The organism is Hansschlegelia sp. KR7-227 (assembly GCF_049446035.1).
GTDB lineage: Bacteria > Pseudomonadota > Alphaproteobacteria > Rhizobiales > Methylopilaceae > Methylopila.
The window spans coordinates 2,092,407-2,107,340 of the sequence record NZ_JBMSEA010000001.1 but is presented as its reverse complement, the minus strand read 5'-3'; the positions used below and the strand labels follow the sequence as shown (position 1 = coordinate 2,107,340).

Annotated in this window: 14 protein-coding genes; 8 read left to right on the top strand and 6 right to left on the bottom strand. The window is 67.2% G+C overall.

From position 1 onward, the window contains the following. Nucleotides 1-13 precede the first annotated feature (13 nt). The 4 genes from ACO2RJ_RS09900 to ACO2RJ_RS09885 all read left to right on the top strand — a co-directional run bounded on the left by ACO2RJ_RS09900 (nucleotide 14) and on the right by ACO2RJ_RS09885 (nucleotide 4,963). On the top strand, nucleotides 14-1,633 hold the full coding sequence (locus ACO2RJ_RS09900; RefSeq protein ID WP_423268950.1) for an electron transfer flavoprotein-ubiquinone oxidoreductase: 1,620 nt from the start codon (nucleotides 14-16) through the stop codon (nucleotides 1,631-1,633). 242 nt (nucleotides 1,634-1,875) lie between these two features. After that, nucleotides 1,876-2,466, top strand: coding sequence for a hypothetical protein (locus tag ACO2RJ_RS09895; RefSeq protein WP_423267836.1), 591 nt, complete (start codon nucleotides 1,876-1,878; stop codon nucleotides 2,464-2,466). A 173-nt stretch (nucleotides 2,467-2,639) separates the two neighbouring features. After that, the gene (locus tag ACO2RJ_RS09890; RefSeq protein ID WP_423267835.1) at nucleotides 2,640-3,458 is read left to right on the top strand and encodes a phosphoribosyltransferase-like protein; all 819 of its coding nucleotides are present in this window, start codon (nucleotides 2,640-2,642) and stop codon (nucleotides 3,456-3,458) included. A gap of 389 nt (nucleotides 3,459-3,847) precedes the next feature. After that, the gene (locus ACO2RJ_RS09885) at nucleotides 3,848-4,963 is read left to right on the top strand and encodes a reverse transcriptase family protein (protein ID WP_423267834.1); all 1,116 of its coding nucleotides are present in this window, start codon (nucleotides 3,848-3,850) and stop codon (nucleotides 4,961-4,963) included. 1,084 nt (nucleotides 4,964-6,047) lie between these two features. On the opposite strand, the gene ACO2RJ_RS09880 is transcribed toward ACO2RJ_RS09885, so the two are convergent. From ACO2RJ_RS09880 to ACO2RJ_RS09870, 3 genes are all read right to left on the bottom strand, one after another. Next, a complete protein-coding gene (locus ACO2RJ_RS09880; protein ID WP_423267833.1) occupies nucleotides 6,048-6,668 on the bottom strand; it encodes a hypothetical protein in 621 nt (206 codons plus the stop codon). A 38-nt stretch (nucleotides 6,669-6,706) separates the two neighbouring features. Then, complete coding sequence (locus tag ACO2RJ_RS09875) at nucleotides 6,707-7,075, bottom strand: hypothetical protein (protein WP_423267832.1); 369 nt, start codon at nucleotides 7,073-7,075, stop codon at nucleotides 6,707-6,709. A 119-nt stretch (nucleotides 7,076-7,194) separates the two neighbouring features. Beyond that, entirely contained in the window at nucleotides 7,195-7,356 is a 162-nt protein-coding gene (locus ACO2RJ_RS09870) for a hypothetical protein (RefSeq protein ID WP_423267831.1), read from the bottom strand. Between the two features lie 324 nt (nucleotides 7,357-7,680). On the opposite strand from ACO2RJ_RS09870, the gene ACO2RJ_RS09865 reads away from it, so the two are divergent. After that, complete coding sequence (locus tag ACO2RJ_RS09865) at nucleotides 7,681-8,181, top strand: DUF3617 domain-containing protein (RefSeq protein WP_423267830.1); 501 nt, start codon at nucleotides 7,681-7,683, stop codon at nucleotides 8,179-8,181. Nucleotides 8,182-8,338: 157 nt separating this feature from the next. Then, a complete protein-coding gene (locus tag ACO2RJ_RS09860) occupies nucleotides 8,339-8,755 on the top strand; it encodes an FKBP-type peptidyl-prolyl cis-trans isomerase (RefSeq protein ID WP_423267829.1) in 417 nt (138 codons plus the stop codon). A gap of 9 nt (nucleotides 8,756-8,764) precedes the next feature. Here ACO2RJ_RS09860 and ACO2RJ_RS09855 read toward each other — a convergent pair whose 3' ends face one another. The 3 genes from ACO2RJ_RS09855 to ACO2RJ_RS09845 all read right to left on the bottom strand — a co-directional run bounded on the left by ACO2RJ_RS09855 (nucleotide 8,765) and on the right by ACO2RJ_RS09845 (nucleotide 11,944). Next, the gene (locus ACO2RJ_RS09855; protein ID WP_423267828.1) at nucleotides 8,765-9,163 is read right to left on the bottom strand and encodes a hypothetical protein; all 399 of its coding nucleotides are present in this window, start codon (nucleotides 9,161-9,163) and stop codon (nucleotides 8,765-8,767) included. Nucleotides 9,164-9,325: 162 nt separating this feature from the next. Continuing rightward, a complete protein-coding gene (locus ACO2RJ_RS09850) occupies nucleotides 9,326-11,038 on the bottom strand; it encodes a hypothetical protein (protein ID WP_423267827.1) in 1,713 nt (570 codons plus the stop codon). 147 nt (nucleotides 11,039-11,185) lie between these two features. After that, the gene (locus tag ACO2RJ_RS09845) at nucleotides 11,186-11,944 is read right to left on the bottom strand and encodes a 3-oxoacyl-ACP reductase family protein (RefSeq protein ID WP_423267826.1); all 759 of its coding nucleotides are present in this window, start codon (nucleotides 11,942-11,944) and stop codon (nucleotides 11,186-11,188) included. 102 nt (nucleotides 11,945-12,046) lie between these two features. Between ACO2RJ_RS09845 and ACO2RJ_RS09840 the strand changes: the two genes are divergently transcribed. Together ACO2RJ_RS09840 and ACO2RJ_RS09835 are read left to right on the top strand one after the other, a co-directional pair. Continuing rightward, nucleotides 12,047-12,703 (top strand): TetR/AcrR family transcriptional regulator, encoded by a 657-nt coding sequence (locus tag ACO2RJ_RS09840; RefSeq protein ID WP_423267825.1) that lies wholly within the window; start codon nucleotides 12,047-12,049, stop codon nucleotides 12,701-12,703. Between the two features lie 104 nt (nucleotides 12,704-12,807). Next, on the top strand, nucleotides 12,808-14,883 hold the full coding sequence (locus ACO2RJ_RS09835) for a tetratricopeptide repeat protein (RefSeq protein WP_423267824.1): 2,076 nt from the start codon (nucleotides 12,808-12,810) through the stop codon (nucleotides 14,881-14,883). Nucleotides 14,884-14,934: the final 51 nt, after the last annotated feature.

Sequence of the window (14,934 nt, the reverse complement as noted above, 5' to 3'; positions counted from 1 at the left end):
CGAGCGCGAGTCGATGGATTTCGACGTCGTCGTGGTCGGCGCCGGCCCCGCCGGGCTCGCCGCCGCGATCCGGCTGAAGCAGCTCGACGAGAGCCTCTCGGTCGTCGTGCTGGAGAAGGGCTCCGAGGTCGGCGCCCACATCCTGTCCGGCGCGGTGATCGACCCCAAAGGCCTCGACGCCCTGCTGCCGGAGTGGCGCGACGCCTCGGACTTCGCGAAGTCCGAGGTCGTGGAGGACGTGTTCCTCTATCTCACCGAAAAGGGCTCAATCCGCCTGCCGACCTTCGCCATGCCGAAGATCATGTCGAACCACGGCGCCTATGTCGTCTCGCTCGGCGACGTCTGCCGCTGGCTCGGCGCCCAGGCCGAGGCGCTCGGCGTCGAGATCTATCCGGGCTTCGCCGCGAACGAGCTGCTGTTCGAGGGCGACGCGGTCGTCGGCGTCGCGACCGGCGACATGGGCGTCGGCCGCGACGGCAAGCCCGGCCCGAACTACACCCGCGGCATGGAGCTGCGCGGCAAGTACACCGTGTTCGCCGAAGGCGCCCGCGGCCAGCTCTCCAAGCAGCTGATCGCCAAATACCGCCTCGACGAGGGCCGCGAGCCGCAGAAGTTCGGCCTCGGGCTGAAGGAGCTGTGGCGCGTCGCGCCGGAGAAGCACCGGCCTGGCCGGGTGCAGCACTCCTTCGGCTGGCCGCTCGACGACCGGACCGGCGGCGGCTCCTTCCTCTATCATTTCGGCGAGAACCTCGTCGCCGTCGGCTTCGTGCTGCACCTCAACTACGAGAACCCATTTCTGTCGCCCTTCGACGAGTTCCAGCGCTTCAAGCAGCACCCCGCCATCCGCCCGGTCTTCGAGGGCGGCAAGCGGCTGTCCTACGGCGCGCGGGCGATCACCGAGGGCGGCTGGCAGTCGGCGCCGAAGCTCGCCTTCCCCGGCGGGGCGCTGGTCGGCTGCGCCGCGGGTTTCATCAACGTGCCGCGCATCAAGGGCAGCCACAACGCGGTGCTGACCGGCATGCTCGCCGCCGAACATCTCGCCGACGCGCTTAAAAGCGGCCGCGCCCATGACGAGCTCGCCTCCTACGAGGCCGCCTGGCGCGACGGGCCGGTGGGCGCCGACCTCAAGCCGGTGCGCAACGTCAAGCCGCTCTGGACGAAATACGGCACCCGGCTCGGCGTCATGCTGGGCGGCGCGGAGATGTGGGCGAACCAGTTCGGCTTCTCGCTGTTCGGCACGCTCTCGCACGAGAAGCCCGACTGGAAGGCCACGAAGCCGGCGAAGGAATTCCAGAAGATCGCCTATCCCAAGCCGGACGGCGAGATCTCCTTCGACAAGCTCTCCTCGGTGTTTCTGTCCAACACCAATCACGAGGAGCACCAGCCCGTGCATCTCAAGGTGAAGGACATGGGGCTGCAGAAGTCGTCGGAGCACGACGTCTTCGGCGGCCTCAGCGCGCGCTACTGCCCGGCCGGCGTCTATGAGTGGCTGGAAGAGCCCGACGGCCCGAAATACCAGATCAACGCGCAGAACTGCGTGCACTGCAAGACATGCGACATCAAGGACCCCAACCAGAACATCGTCTGGGTCGCGCCCGAGGGCGGCGGCGGGCCGAACTATTCGGGGATGTGAGGGCGCGCTCCGGGCGCCGGCGACCCGAGCGGCGTAAATGATCGAAAGACGATAACGCCGCATCGCCAAATAGCTTGGCCCAAGACCGGCGGACGCTCGTTTCTCGTCGAAGACCACGTCTTGCGGTCATCGTCTGACAACTGTCCGTCGTCTTTCGTCCTGCTTGCGCTGGGGCGGGAGCCGCGCCTAGGCTGACGCCTTCGCCCGCGCGCTCACGACGCGGGGACGCCGGGGAGGGCGCCATGACGGGACGCGCATTGATCGGTCTCATCGCCGCAGCGGCGCTCGCCGTCGCAGCGACCCCCGCCTCGAGCGCGACGCGCTTCGGCTCGAAGCTGACGCCGACCACGCAGCCGGCCAACGCCGGGCGCGGGATCCTCTGCCGGCAGAACAGCCCCTCCACGATGTGCACGGCGGTGATGACGATCGCCCGCAACCGCCCGCCGAGCGCGACCCAGGCGCCAAAGGACGGGACGATCGCCAAGCTCCGGCTGATCGCCTGCTACCCCGGGACCTTCGTGCTGCAGATCGCCCGCCTCAACCGCGTGCTGAAGCGGGCGCGGGTGACGCGCACCGGCCCGCTCATCAACTATCGCGGCGACCGCAAGCATTGCACGGGCGAGACCTTCGAGATCGAGGAGTTCCGGGTCAACGTGCCGGTCAAGAAGGGCGACGCGCTGGCGGTGCTCGCGACCAAGATCGGCTTCCTCTACAGCGCCGGCGACAATGGCAGCCTCGCCTTCGACCCCCCGCTCGCCGACGGCCAGCCGGTGCGCGAAGCCTTCGACGAGGGCACGGGGATCATCCTGCTGGAGGCGGAGTATGACGATTGAGGGGGGCGATCGTCGGCGAGATGGTAGGGAGGGCAACCGAAATTGCGGCTAGAACACCAGGACGCCCAGAGCTGAATCCGCTGCAAACCAGGAGACATTACGGACTCCAATCAGAACATCGTCTCGGCCCCCCCCGAGGGAGGCGGCAGGCGGAACTATTCGGGGATGTTGGGATGGATGAAAATGCTCGATACCTGTCTATTCTTGAAATTGCATCCCTTAACAAATGGCCGCGTCAATTCAATGCTACCGGCAGCGATATTGTTGATGATATAATAAGGTTTATAAATGAGATTGAAAACGCCGAGCAAGCATCTTTGGCTATAGACATACTTAGACAGTATATAATAATAAAAGACTATCACGAGCATACAATTTCCATTGTAAAAAAAGTATACGCAAAATTTTCCAAACAACAGGAACGCCTTATTTTAGCGCCTGTGCACGATGAAAAATCTAGTCTCATCAAAAGCTCTCCAAGTTTTTGCTACGACGTCATGACTCAACTTAATCCGAGAGATTTTGGTTCAGTAGAGATATTTCTTCCGCCCTACGAACGGATGGGCTCACTTGTGGGGCAGAATATCCTTGTCTTCGACGATTTTGTCGGGAGCGGAAGTCAATTCCGCAAATTCAGCCGGCACATACAAGCCTCATTTGGCGCAGAAAAGGGCCGGATTTATCTTTTTTGCATCGCATCTATGCCGCATCGGCATCCGCGGATTTTACAAGAGTGCCAAGAAGTCGAGACCGAATTAAGCTCTATCCAGATTCTTAAATACCTTGCCAAGATTGATCCTAGTCGAGATGTCTATGGATTATACGATGCGTTGGAAAGCACACTATCAATCCGCCCCTTCTATAAGCGAGGTTATGGTAGAAGCGAGGCCGCGATTTCCATGAAGCGCACCCCGAACAATACGTTACCGATTTTCTGGTCAACAATTAGGAAAGGGGGTAAATCATGGCCAGCTCCATTTCCAAGATATTAGAGGACAGCCCAATTTGCCGACGAATAATCCAAAACATCCTTGAGGGGCGATCGGTTTCGAACCTTACTTCCGAGGGATACGTCAATTCTCAACTAGCCGAAGCCACCGGCTTGCTCTTCCGAACTGGCATCATCGCGCGCACGGGGGGGACTGTTGTCGTACATGCGGATGCACTTGCCGAAGTCCGGGCAGCCCTCCGACGGCGTTGGCGACCAATTCAACCATTGCCTGATGCCGAACTTGACAAAGAGGTACGGGATCGTCCCTATCAGGTTGGGTTCCGAAGCTTACTTGAGGTTCATTCGCGCATTAGTACCTCGCGGTAAATTCCGCGAGAAGTGGCGAGTCGCCGCTCAGGAGGGAACTGCCTTTTAGGCCCATCGGCATCAATGATTTTCCGCAGCAGCGGAAAAGTTGTCATTGATGCCGAAGCTCCCTTCGGTCGCATCATGCTTCGCATGAAGGATGTCAGTATGCGTGGAGCTTCGGAACCTTTTTCTTACGTACTACCTAGTTTCGATGATCTATTCGCGCAGATATACGTAGAAAGCGCCAACGAATTTATTGAAAATCTAACGTCGCGAAATTTGCCGGTACTGTTTGACGTTAGTCATCTAGCTCACGGCCTAGGCTATCACGAGTATACCCTTTATTCTATAACGAACGATCCCTCAAAATTCTACAGGAAGTTCCTGGTCGCTAAGAAAAATGGCGGCAAACGAAAGATTGTAGAGCCTCTCCCAACGCTTAAAGATATTCAGCGTAAATTGTTACGGCACATCTTCCAAAGAATCCCCACGTCGCGGGCCGCAAGAGCTTATAAGTATGGTTTTGGAGTCAAGGGGAACGCTCAGCTTCATCGTGCTCAGAAGTACATTGTGCGCCTAGATTTTAGCGATTTCTTTGGTTCGATTCGTCGTGCTGAAGTCCGCAATGTTATCTTTGAACTTGGGTATACAGCCAGACTGGCGTCCTTTATTAGCCGGTTGGTGACGTTCGACGGCTCGTTACCGCAGGGGGCACCCACAAGCCCTGCCATATCTAACATCGTTATGCGAGAGTTCGACAGAGTGGCGCTGGATTACTGCAAGGATAGAAACCTACGTTACTCGCGTTACGCGGACGACATCGTCATCTCAGGAGAGACACTTCACTTTGTAGAAACAGTTCGGTATTTTAGGTCTCTAGCGCGGCGCCACGGGCGTGTCCTTAATGAGGACAAGACGATCATTATGCCTCCTGGCCGGCGTAAGGTAGTCACAGGGTTGGTCGTTAATGAGTTTGTTAATGTTCCGCGATCTTACAAGCGACTAATAAGGCAGGAAATGTATTACATTAGAAGGTTTGGGCTGGATGCACACCTTCTGAATCGGAAAGAGGCACGCAGGAACTACCTAAATCATCTACTTGGAAAAGTAAATTATGTTCAATTTGTCAGGCCGTCCGATGAATTTCAGTCCTATGGAGAGCAAATAAAAGCATTAATTGCTCTCCGAGCTACGTAAGTTTCGCGCCTGAAATTGAAGCGGGTCTTGCCATCTTCGTAGTGCGCCTTCAGCGGGGCGGCCGGGCCGCTTATCTCCGCGTCAGCCTCGCGCGGCCGGCGCCGCGTCGCTTTGCCCGACGTGTTCCGGGCGTCCATCGTCTCCGGCGCAGGCGCGCCGGGATGGGTCATTGCGCCGAGCCCGGCGGTAACGGCCGAGGAGGCGGCACGGCGATCACGAGGGCTGGTCGGCGTGCTTCGAGACGGCCGCTGTGCGGCCTCCTCAGCATGAGGAAGGGCGGGGTTCGGCGAAAGGGGCTGGATTTCCCTGGAGACGGCATCCCCCTCCTCATGCTGAGGAGCCGGCCGGAGGCCGGCGTCTCGAAGCACGCGCGGCGATCCGGTCCCGGCTGATGTGAATATAATCCTTGACATCTTGCCTCCCCCATGCTCCACTTCTCCCACTCTTCCCCGTCAGGAAGGCGTGTCCGGACCGGCCGGCCATGCGGGGGAGGGCGGCGCCTGCGGCGGGCATGACCGGATGTGTCCGCCCCGGGGCGTCGGCTGCGGCGCAGGCTTAAGCTCGGCCGATCCCTCGCCGAGGGCGGATCAGGCTTGGTCTGTGACGAGGACCGCCCGCATTACGACGGGCGTCCCTTTTGTGGGATAGGTTCGCGTGGCGGCGCGGCGTCGCGACACCGGCTCCAAAGGCCGGAGGAGCGAAGCCCCGCCCGAGGCGAGACCCCTCTTGGGCTCGCCGGGATCAGCCATGAGCGCCCGAGAGTTCGTCCGCAGCCGGACGCGAAAACGCCGCGCGTGGAGCGCCGGGCGACCGGCTCAAAGTTACGCGTAAAAGGACGGTGGCCCGGCGCTCCCGCGCTTCCCCCGACCGAATGCGACAGCATTCGGTCGAGCGCGGCAGACCGAACGCGCAAGCGTTCGTGTCGACCACGACCCAGCTGTTTGACCATCGCCGGCCTGCGTTCGTCCGTGTCCGCGGCCGATGACGCGCGTCCAAGCCGAACCTCCCCGCGCGGCGCCGGCGGCGGCTCAGTCAGAGGCAATCCCCGTCTGGCGGACGGCCCGTCACTGCGCTGGCCCCCGCCTCACCCCTTCGCACGTCCCGCCATCATCCCCGCATAGACCACCGCGGCGCAGCCCACCGGGAACGCCGCCTCGTTGACAGCCGTGGCGGCGAGTTCGGCGGCCGGGGCGCCGCCCCAGCGCAGCGCGAGGGCGGCGGCTGCGAAGGTCAGGCCGATGCCGGCGCCAGTTCCCAGAAACGCGCTCAGCCGCGCGCCTCGCGCCGCGAGCGTCGCGAGCAGGAAGCCGAGCAGGCCGTATTCGACCGCCTTCAGCGCCGCGAGGCCGACCAGCGAGGCGGCGTCGGGCTTGGTCGCCGCGCCGATCGCCGCCGACACGATCTGGTTCGCGGCCTTCGAGGCCGCGACCGCGAGCGGGGCGAACAAAGCGGCGATCAGCCCGGAGAGGCCCGCGCGTATGCGAAACAGCGCCGTCCCGATCCCGGCGCCGAGACAGACGATCCCCGACCACGCCACCCCGCCTGCGAGGTCGGCCGCGAAGGCGATCCCCGGAAACGGCCCGCCGGCGGCGAGCTTCGCCGCCAGCACCGCGAACTGCACGGCGAAGCCGAGCGCGACCGCGAGCACGGCGAGCGTCGCGAGCGGCCGGAGCGGGGAGGGGTCGGGCGGAGCGGGGATCGTCATCGCGGGAGGCTCACCGGGAGCGGCCGGGCGCTCGTCTCCTAGCGCGAGCGGCACATGCCGGTCTTAGTCTTCTCCGTGTCGCCGTCGTCATAGTCGACGCGCAGGTTCTCGGCGCCGAGCGACACGATGCGGCCCTTGTACCAGGTCCCGCCGCCCTTCCAGTTGCATTCGACGCGCGAGCCGGCCCGCCAGCTGTACGGCCGGACGTCGCGCGCCGGCATGGTGTCGACGTCGCCGTCGTCGAAGCGGACCTTCACCCTGCCGTCCGAGGAGCTGGCGACCACGCCGGGATACCAGTGATCGCCGCCCTTCCAGCGGGCGAGCACCCATTCGCCGTCGTCATAGGCGAGGGCAGGCGTGGCGACGAGAAGCGCGGCGGCGATCAGTCCGAAGGCGCGGATACGCATGGGGGTCCCCGAGTCGGGCCGCCGAAATGGCGACCGCCCCGCCTAACCATGGCGCCGCACGCGCGGCGTCAAGAGGCTCTAACGGTCGGGGGCGTAATCGGGCGCCAGGGGAAGGCGCGTCAGGCCGATCGGTTGGCCGGGTCGCGCTGCTCGGCCTCATAAACGTCGTCGGTGGCCTTCTCCGACAGGCGCTTCTCCGCGCCGGTCATCGAGCGGTTGCGCATCATTCCGTAGAGGATTGCCGCGCCGAGCACCGCCACGCCCGCGACCGTCATCAGCATCCAGAGGTCTCCGCCGCCATTCGCCATGTCGAGCCGTCCTTCATGTCTGGGGCGCCGGGCGCCCGCGTTGCGATTGCGCGCGGTCGTCCGCGCTTCTGTCACGAAGACAAAGCCTGAGCGGCCTCGAAGTTCCCGGGCCGGGCCGCGGGCGATGGGCGCTGGCATGACGAACGCGGGGCGTTCCGCTAGAAGAGGCGGCGGCGGCGGGCGAGGCGATCACGGATTGATGACGGGACCGATCGCCGGACGGCCGCGTGTCCGGCGCGCCGAGACGCGCTAGATTGCCTGCGGGGTCCAGCCCGGGGCGCGTGGGGAGAGTTCGAGATGCGGAAGACGATCGGTGTCGGAGCCGCGCTCGGCGCAGCCCTTGCCCTCGGCCTCGCGGCCGGGCCGGCCGCGGCGGGCTCGCCGCCGAAGCGGGCGGACGGGCTGTGGGAGATCACCACCAGCACCAACGCCGGCAAGAGCAGCGCGCGCGAATGCATCGACCGCTCGACCGACCGGCTGGTCAAGCAGGCGCTGACCGGCCAGACCTGCCGCAACGACGATTTCAAGCAGACGCCGGAAGGCTACGCCGCCGGCGCGATCTGCCGGACCGGCGGCATGACGGTCGACGGCCGGGTGGTGGTCACGGGCGATTTCGAGACCTGGGCCCGGGCGGAGGCCACCACCGTGATGACCGGCCTCGCCGGCGAGGCCGGCCCGCGCACCTTCCGCACCACGATCGACGTCCGCAGGCTGGGCGACTGCGAGCCCGGCCAGGTCCCCGGCGACGTCGTGCTGCCGAACGGCAAGACCATCCACGTCGCGCCCGGCGGCAGATGAGCCGACGCGGCCGCCCCGGGTGAGCGGCGCCCGGTGGCTCGGCCGGTTCGTCGTCGATCGAAAGCGTCGGCCGGCCATGAGGGGCGTTCCCTTGCGCGAGAGCGCCTCGCGGCCGTCCGCACGACGAAAACCCCGTCAAGACCTTGAGGAGACGTCCATGATCCGCTACGCGCTCGCGTTCTGCCTGGCCTTCGGGCTCGGCCTTCCCGCAACAGCCGCGGAGACCAAGACGATGTCGAACGGACTGAAAATCGTGGAAAGCGCGCCCGGAGCGGGCGCCGAGGCCGTCGCCGGCCAGCAGGTGTCGGTGCATTACACCGGCTGGCTCGACCAGGGCGGCCAGAAGGGCGCGAAGTTCGACTCCTCCGTCGATCGCGGCCAGCCCTTCTCGTTCCGTCTGGGCGCCGGCCAGGTGATCCAGGGCTGGGACGAGGGCGTCGCCGGCATGAAGGTGGGCGCGAAGCGCACGCTGATCATCCCGGCCGAGCTCGGCTACGGCGCGCGCGGCGCGGGCGGCGTCATTCCGCCGAACGCCACGCTGATCTTTGACGTCGAGCTGCTCGGCGTGAAGTAAAACCCTGCCTCAGCGGTCGTCGAGGGCGCGGGCGCAGAGAATGTCGAGGACAGTGGCCGCGGCGACGACCGCGACCGCCACGGCTGCGGCCTTCCGTTTCGGATTGTCGCGGGCGAGAGCTGCCGGCGCGAGCGTCCACAGGTCCATAGCGTCGCCCGCGACGCGCGCCCAGATCCAGAGCGAGCGGCCGCGCCCCCGCCGCCAGCCGAACAGGCCGGCGCCGGTCGCCATCTCCCGCGCGCCGAGGCCTTTCAGGAAGGTGTGGTTCTCACGCAGGCCGAGCGAGCGCGCGAGCGCCCCGGGCCGCGCCAGCTCGAACGCCGCGAGCGCGAGCTGGGCGAAACCGAGCCCGGTCGCGTAGCGCTCCGCCTGAAACTTGGACGGCGTTCGAAGGGCTGGCAGACGCATCGACTGATCTCGCGAAAGTCGGGGACGGAACAGACGGTTTGGCGCGCCCGGCGCCGCCGTCCAGTCCGCCGATCGGCTGAGAGCGCTCGCGAATGCGTGAGGACGCGGCGCCCGCGCGCTCTCGCCCGGGCCCCCAGAAGGCGCGTCGGCGGGGGCCTGGCGCTATTGAGCCCCGGCCGGGGACGCCGCACCGGCCTGCGCGGTCCGGTTGTCGAGCGCCTGCATGAGCGTGCGGATGAAGTCGCGCGGCTCGAGGTCCATGGTGAGGACGCCGCCGGTGTTGACCGTCGTCTGGTCCTTCGGGACCGACAGAGCGGTCTCCCAGCCATAGGTGTCGATCAGCGGATAGATCGTGTAGCCGAGCAGCGGCACGCCGTCGGCGATCGCCTGCGCGCATTCGAGCAGCAGCTCCTCGTGCCAGCGCGCGCCGTAGCCATAGAACGGCGTGCCGGTCTCGCCGATCATCATCGGCAGGCCGTAGCGGGCGTAATAGTCGGCGATCAGCGGAGACAGGCCGGCGCGCTCCCCGCTGGCGACCTGGGCGGCGTAAAGCTGCGGCTCCGGGTTCAGCCAGGCGCCGCTCGCGCCTTGCGCCTCGTTATGCGCGTAGTAGTCGGCGGCGAACACCGTGTCCGTCTTCATCGTCACTGCGAACTCCGCCTTGAGCGCCAGATGCAGGTCGCGCAAGGCGCGGAGCTTGCCGACCAGCCTCGCGCGCGCCGCGCGACGCTCCTCCAGGCCGGGGGGGCGCAGCACATAGGTCTCGACCAGCCAGTCGAGCGAAGTGCGCAATGCGTCCGGCCGGCTGCGCGTCGCCTTGGCGAGTCGCGCGATCGAGGTCTCTTCGAGAGCGTCGAGATCGGCGCGCATCAGCCACTCCTGGCCGAGGATCAGGTCGCTCGGAAAGAACCGCGCGAAGCGGTTGAAGTCCGGCCGTCCCGGTTTGATCACCGCCGCCTCGGTGTGCATGTAGAACGGCCGGCCGCCGCTCGCGCGCCGTTCGCGCTCGATCGCGGCGCGCGCCTTGACCGCGGCGCTCGCGATCGCGATCGCCCGGTCGACATAGACCCGCTGGTGGCGCGGATCGCCCCAGCCGGGAAAGCCGCCGTTCCACATCTCGCTGTTGAAGCCGACCGTCGTCTCCGGCTCGTTGACAAGCGTGATCGCCTTGATCGCGCCGCCATAGCGGGCGTAGGCCGCGGCGGCGAAACGCGCGAAATAGTCCGGCCAGTCCGGATGCAGATAGTAGCTCGCCTCGGGAACCGTGCCGCCGTCCTGGTCGCGCACGCGGAACCGGTCCTCGATCCCGAAATGGTGCAGGTCCAGGCTGAGATTGAGTCCGGCCGCGGCGAGATCGGCGACGAAGCGGTCGTGGTCCGCCCAGCTGTCGGGGCGGTCGAGGTCGATCTCGTGGTTGGCGAGGCCGATGCGGACGTTGGCGATGCCGAGCGACTGGAGCGCCGCGATCGCCTTGGCGCGGCGATCGGCGTCGAACAGGCCCTGATCCCTGAGCGCGTTCCAGCGGTAGGTCTCGCCGCGGGTGAGGGGGTTCGCGGTTTCGATCCCGGTCCACAGCAGGTTCGCCGGCGCGTCGCCGCCGATGTTGGCTTCGTAGAGCGCGGCGGTCGCGGCGTTGCGGGCGGCGGCCTCCGACGACAGCGGCGCGACGGCGCGCGGGGAGGGGGCGACGGCTTCGGGCGTGATGAAGGCGCTCGTCCCCGAGCTGTCCGCGTCGCCGGAGGCGCGAACCTCATCCTGCTTTTGCAGGGCCCAGCCGCCCAGCCAGGACTCGCGCGCGTGGGCCGGATCCGAAAGAAGCGCGCCGAGGACGCACAGGCTGAAGAAAACACGTCGTCCGGTCGTCGCGCGCGCCAACGGCCCCCCTTCTCGCATGACGCGAGCTGAATCAATTCGCAGTTGCGAACGGAGGATGGCAGGCCGGACTCGCGGGGAAAAGCCGCGGGCCCGCTGATTCACGCGCTTGTGCGCCCCCTGCGTCAGGCTGTAGCAGGATGTGGACGATCAGGCGTTCACGCCGCCGTCGAGCGTGAAGCCCGCGCCGGTGACGTAGCGGCCCTCGGGCCCCGCCAGCCAGGCGACGGCCCCCGCGATGTCCTCCGGCGCGCCGTATTTCTTGATCGCCATGCCCGCCAGCATGCTCGGCGCCTGCGGCCCGTCCGACGGGTTCATGTCGGTGTCGACCGGGCCGGGATGCACGATGTTGACGTTGATCGAGCGCGGGCCGAGGTCGCGGGCGAGCCCCTTGGTGAAGCCGATCAGCGCCGACTTGCTCATGGCGTAGACGCTGATGCCGTCGAAGGTCACCCGCTCGGCGAGGCAGGAGCCGATCGAGATGATGCGGCCGCCGTCTGGAAGATGCGTCGCGGCCGCCTGGCTCGCGATCACCACCGCGCGCACGTTGACCGCGAGCGTGGCGTCGATGTCCTCCAGAGTCATCTCGGAGATGTGGCCGCCGCGGGCGATGCCGGCGTTGTTCACGAGAATGTCGAGACCGCCGAGCCGCTCGACCGTCTCCTCGACCGAAGCCTTCACCTGCGCGGCGTCGGCGGCGTCGGCGCGGATCGCGACGCCGACGCGCCCGAGGCCGCGGATTTGTTCGGCGACGGCCTCGGCCTTGTCCGGCGAGGCGCTGTAGGTGATCGCGACGTCGGCGCCGTCGCGGGCGAGGCGAAGCGCGATCGCGGCCCCGATGCCGCGGCTCGCGCCGGTGACGAGGGCCCTCTTGCCCAAGAGCGGAAGGCTTGCGTCAGTGCCCGACATGGTCAGGATCCTATTTATGTGTTGATCGGTATAGAAATCTCTGACGCCGTTGCTCCGACCGGTCAAGTGATTTATATGTCGATCGACACAGAAAGGATGGGCATGACCGGCAGGGGACGTCCGCGGGCGTTCGACCGCGACGAGGCGCTGCGGCGCGCGATGGAGCTGTTCTGGGCGCAGGGTTACGAGGCGGCGTCCATGACCGAGCTCACCCGCGCGATGGGCATCGCCTCGCCCAGCCTCTATGCGGCGTTCGGCTCGAAGGAGGCGCTGTTTCGCGAGGCGATCGAGCTCTACGGACGCACGGTCGGCGCGGAGATCGCGTCCGCCGTCGCGGCGGCGGGGAGCGCCCGGGGCGCCGTCGAGGCGTTTCTGACGGCGTCCGCGGAGGCGACGACCCGCCCGGGGCGGCCGCCCGGCTGCATGGTCGTGCTGGCTGCGGTCCAGGGGGGCGGCGGCCCGTCGGACGACACCTGCCGGGAGCTGCGGGCGACGCGCCAGGGCGTCGCCGCCGCGCTGGAACGGCGCCTGGCGGAGGGCGTCGCGACCGGCGAATTGCCGGCCTGCCTGAATTTGTCCGCGATCGCGTCGTTCTATGCGACGGTGCAGCAGGGCATGTCGATCCAGGCGCGCGACGGGGCCTCCCGCGCGACGCTGGACGCGGTCGCGGCGAGCGCCATGGCCGCCTGGGACGCGCTCGTCGCCCCCGGCGGACAGGCGGCGCCGATACGTCCTGCGGAGCCGGCCGCGGCGTCGTGAACCCGGCTGGGCTTGTGGCGTCGGCGCGCGGGGTTCATCTTGCCGCCCCGAGTCGACGCGTCCGCGCGAAGCACGGACGCGCGCGTCTGGAGGATTCGATCCACGTGACTGTCCTGATCCGGCGCCTCGCGCCCTTCGCCGTCTGCGCCGCGCTCGTCGTCGCGGCGCCGGCTGTCGCTCTGTCCGACCAGGACGCTGAATTCGCCTCGTCCCGGACCTCGCTCGCGGGCAATTATCTGGCCGGCCGGGTCGCCGGCTCGCAGCGCGACGCCGGGTCCGCCGCCGCTTACTTTCGCGCCGCCCTGCGCGACGATCCGCGCAACCCCGAACTGCTCGAGCGCACCTTCCTGCTGACGCTCGCCGAAGGCGACGGTGACGCCGCGATGCGGCTCGCCGAGCGCGTCGTCGCGACCGACCCGAGCAACCAGGTCGCCCGTCTCGCGCTCGCCGCGCGCGCCATCAAGACCCACAATTACGCCGCCGCCCGCCATCAGCTCGCGCGCGGCTCGAAGGGCCAGCTCGCGGAGCTCACCGTCCACCTGCTCGAGGGCTGGGCGTGGCTCGGCTCCGACCAGCCGGGCAAGGCGATCGCGAGCGTCGAGAAGCTGCAGGGCGCGGATTTCTTCGGCGCCTTCCGCGACTACCACGCCGCCCTGATCGCCGATCTCGGCGGCCGCAAGGAGGAGGCGGCCAAGCGCTTCGCCGCGGCGCTCTCCGGCGACAACGGCGCGCTGCGCATCGTGCTGAGCGCGGCCGCATTCAAATCGCGGACCGGCGACACGGCCGGCGCCCTCGCGGCGCTCGCGGGCTTCGAGAAGGCGGCGCCCCGCCACCCGCTGGTGCGCGAAGCCAGGCTTCAGATCGAGCAGGGCGGCCAGATGCGCCGCCCCGTGGCCGACGTCAGCGACGGCGCGGCGGAAGTGCTCTACGGCATCGGCGGCGCGCTCGCCCGGCAGGGCGGCGAGGACCTGTCGCTGGTCTATCTGCAGCTTGCTCTCTACATCGAGCCGGACCACCCGATGGCGCTGGTCACGCTCGCCGACCTCTACGACCAGCTGAACCAGCACAAGGACGCGATCGAGGCCTATGGCCGCGTGCCCGCGACCTCGGCGCTGAAGCGCAACGCCGAGATCCAGACCGCGATCGACCTCGACCGCATCGACAAGACCGAAGAGGCCAAGAAGCGGCTCTCCAAGCTGATCGAAAGCGATCCGACAGACCAGGAGGCGATCGTCGCGCTCGGCAACATCGAGCGCTCCCGCGAGCAGTTCGCCGAGGCCGCGGCGACCTATTCGCGCGCCATCGCGCTGGTCGAGGCCCCGCCGCCGGCCGAGCCCGCGCCGTCCGCCGCTCCGGCGCCCGCCGCGGGCGCGAACCTGCATGTCGTCAAGCCCGGCGACTCGCTGTCCTCGATCGCGCGGGCCGCGCTCGGCGATCCCAGGCGTTGGCCGGAGCTCGCCAGGCTCAGCGCGACGCCTGCGGCCGCCGAAGCGGGCGCTGTCCGCATTTCGCCGCGCCGCGCGCTGCAGATCGGCGACAAAGTCCTGCTGCCGGGCCCCGTCGGCGCCGCCGCGAACGAGCCGCCGGCGAACCCGCTCGCCGCGCCGGAGAAGCCGAGCGAGCCCGCCCCGGTCGGCGTCGCCTCCGCGCCGTCCGCCCCGGACCGCAGCGTCTGGTCGCTCTATTACGTCCGGGGCATCGCCTATGAGCGCTCCAAGCAATGGGACAAGGCCGAGGCGGACCTCAAGAAGGCGCTCGAGCTCTCGCCCGAGCAGCCGCTGGTGATGAACTATCTCGGCTATTCCTGGATCGATCAGGGGATCAATCTCGAGGAGGGCATGAAGCTGATCCGGCGCGCGGTCGAGCTTCGGCCCGACGACGGCTACATCGTCGACAGCCTGGGATGGGCGCATTACCGCCTCGGCAAGTTCGAGGACGCCGTCCGCGAGCTCGAGCGCGCCGTCGAGCTCCGCCCGCAGGACCCGGTGATGAACGACCATCTCGGCGACGCCTATTGGCGCGTCGGCCGCAAGATCGAGGCCGGCTTCCAGTGGAGCCACGCCCGCGACCTCAAGCCCGAGCCGGAGGATCTCAAGAAGATCGAGGCCAAGCTGAAGGACGGCCTGCCCGAGGAGCCGAAGACCAACGCGGCTGACGCGAGCGGCAAGGACGGGGGCTGAGGCGGGCCGGTCCTCGTCGTCCTCCGGCTCGACCGGAGGACCCATGTTCCA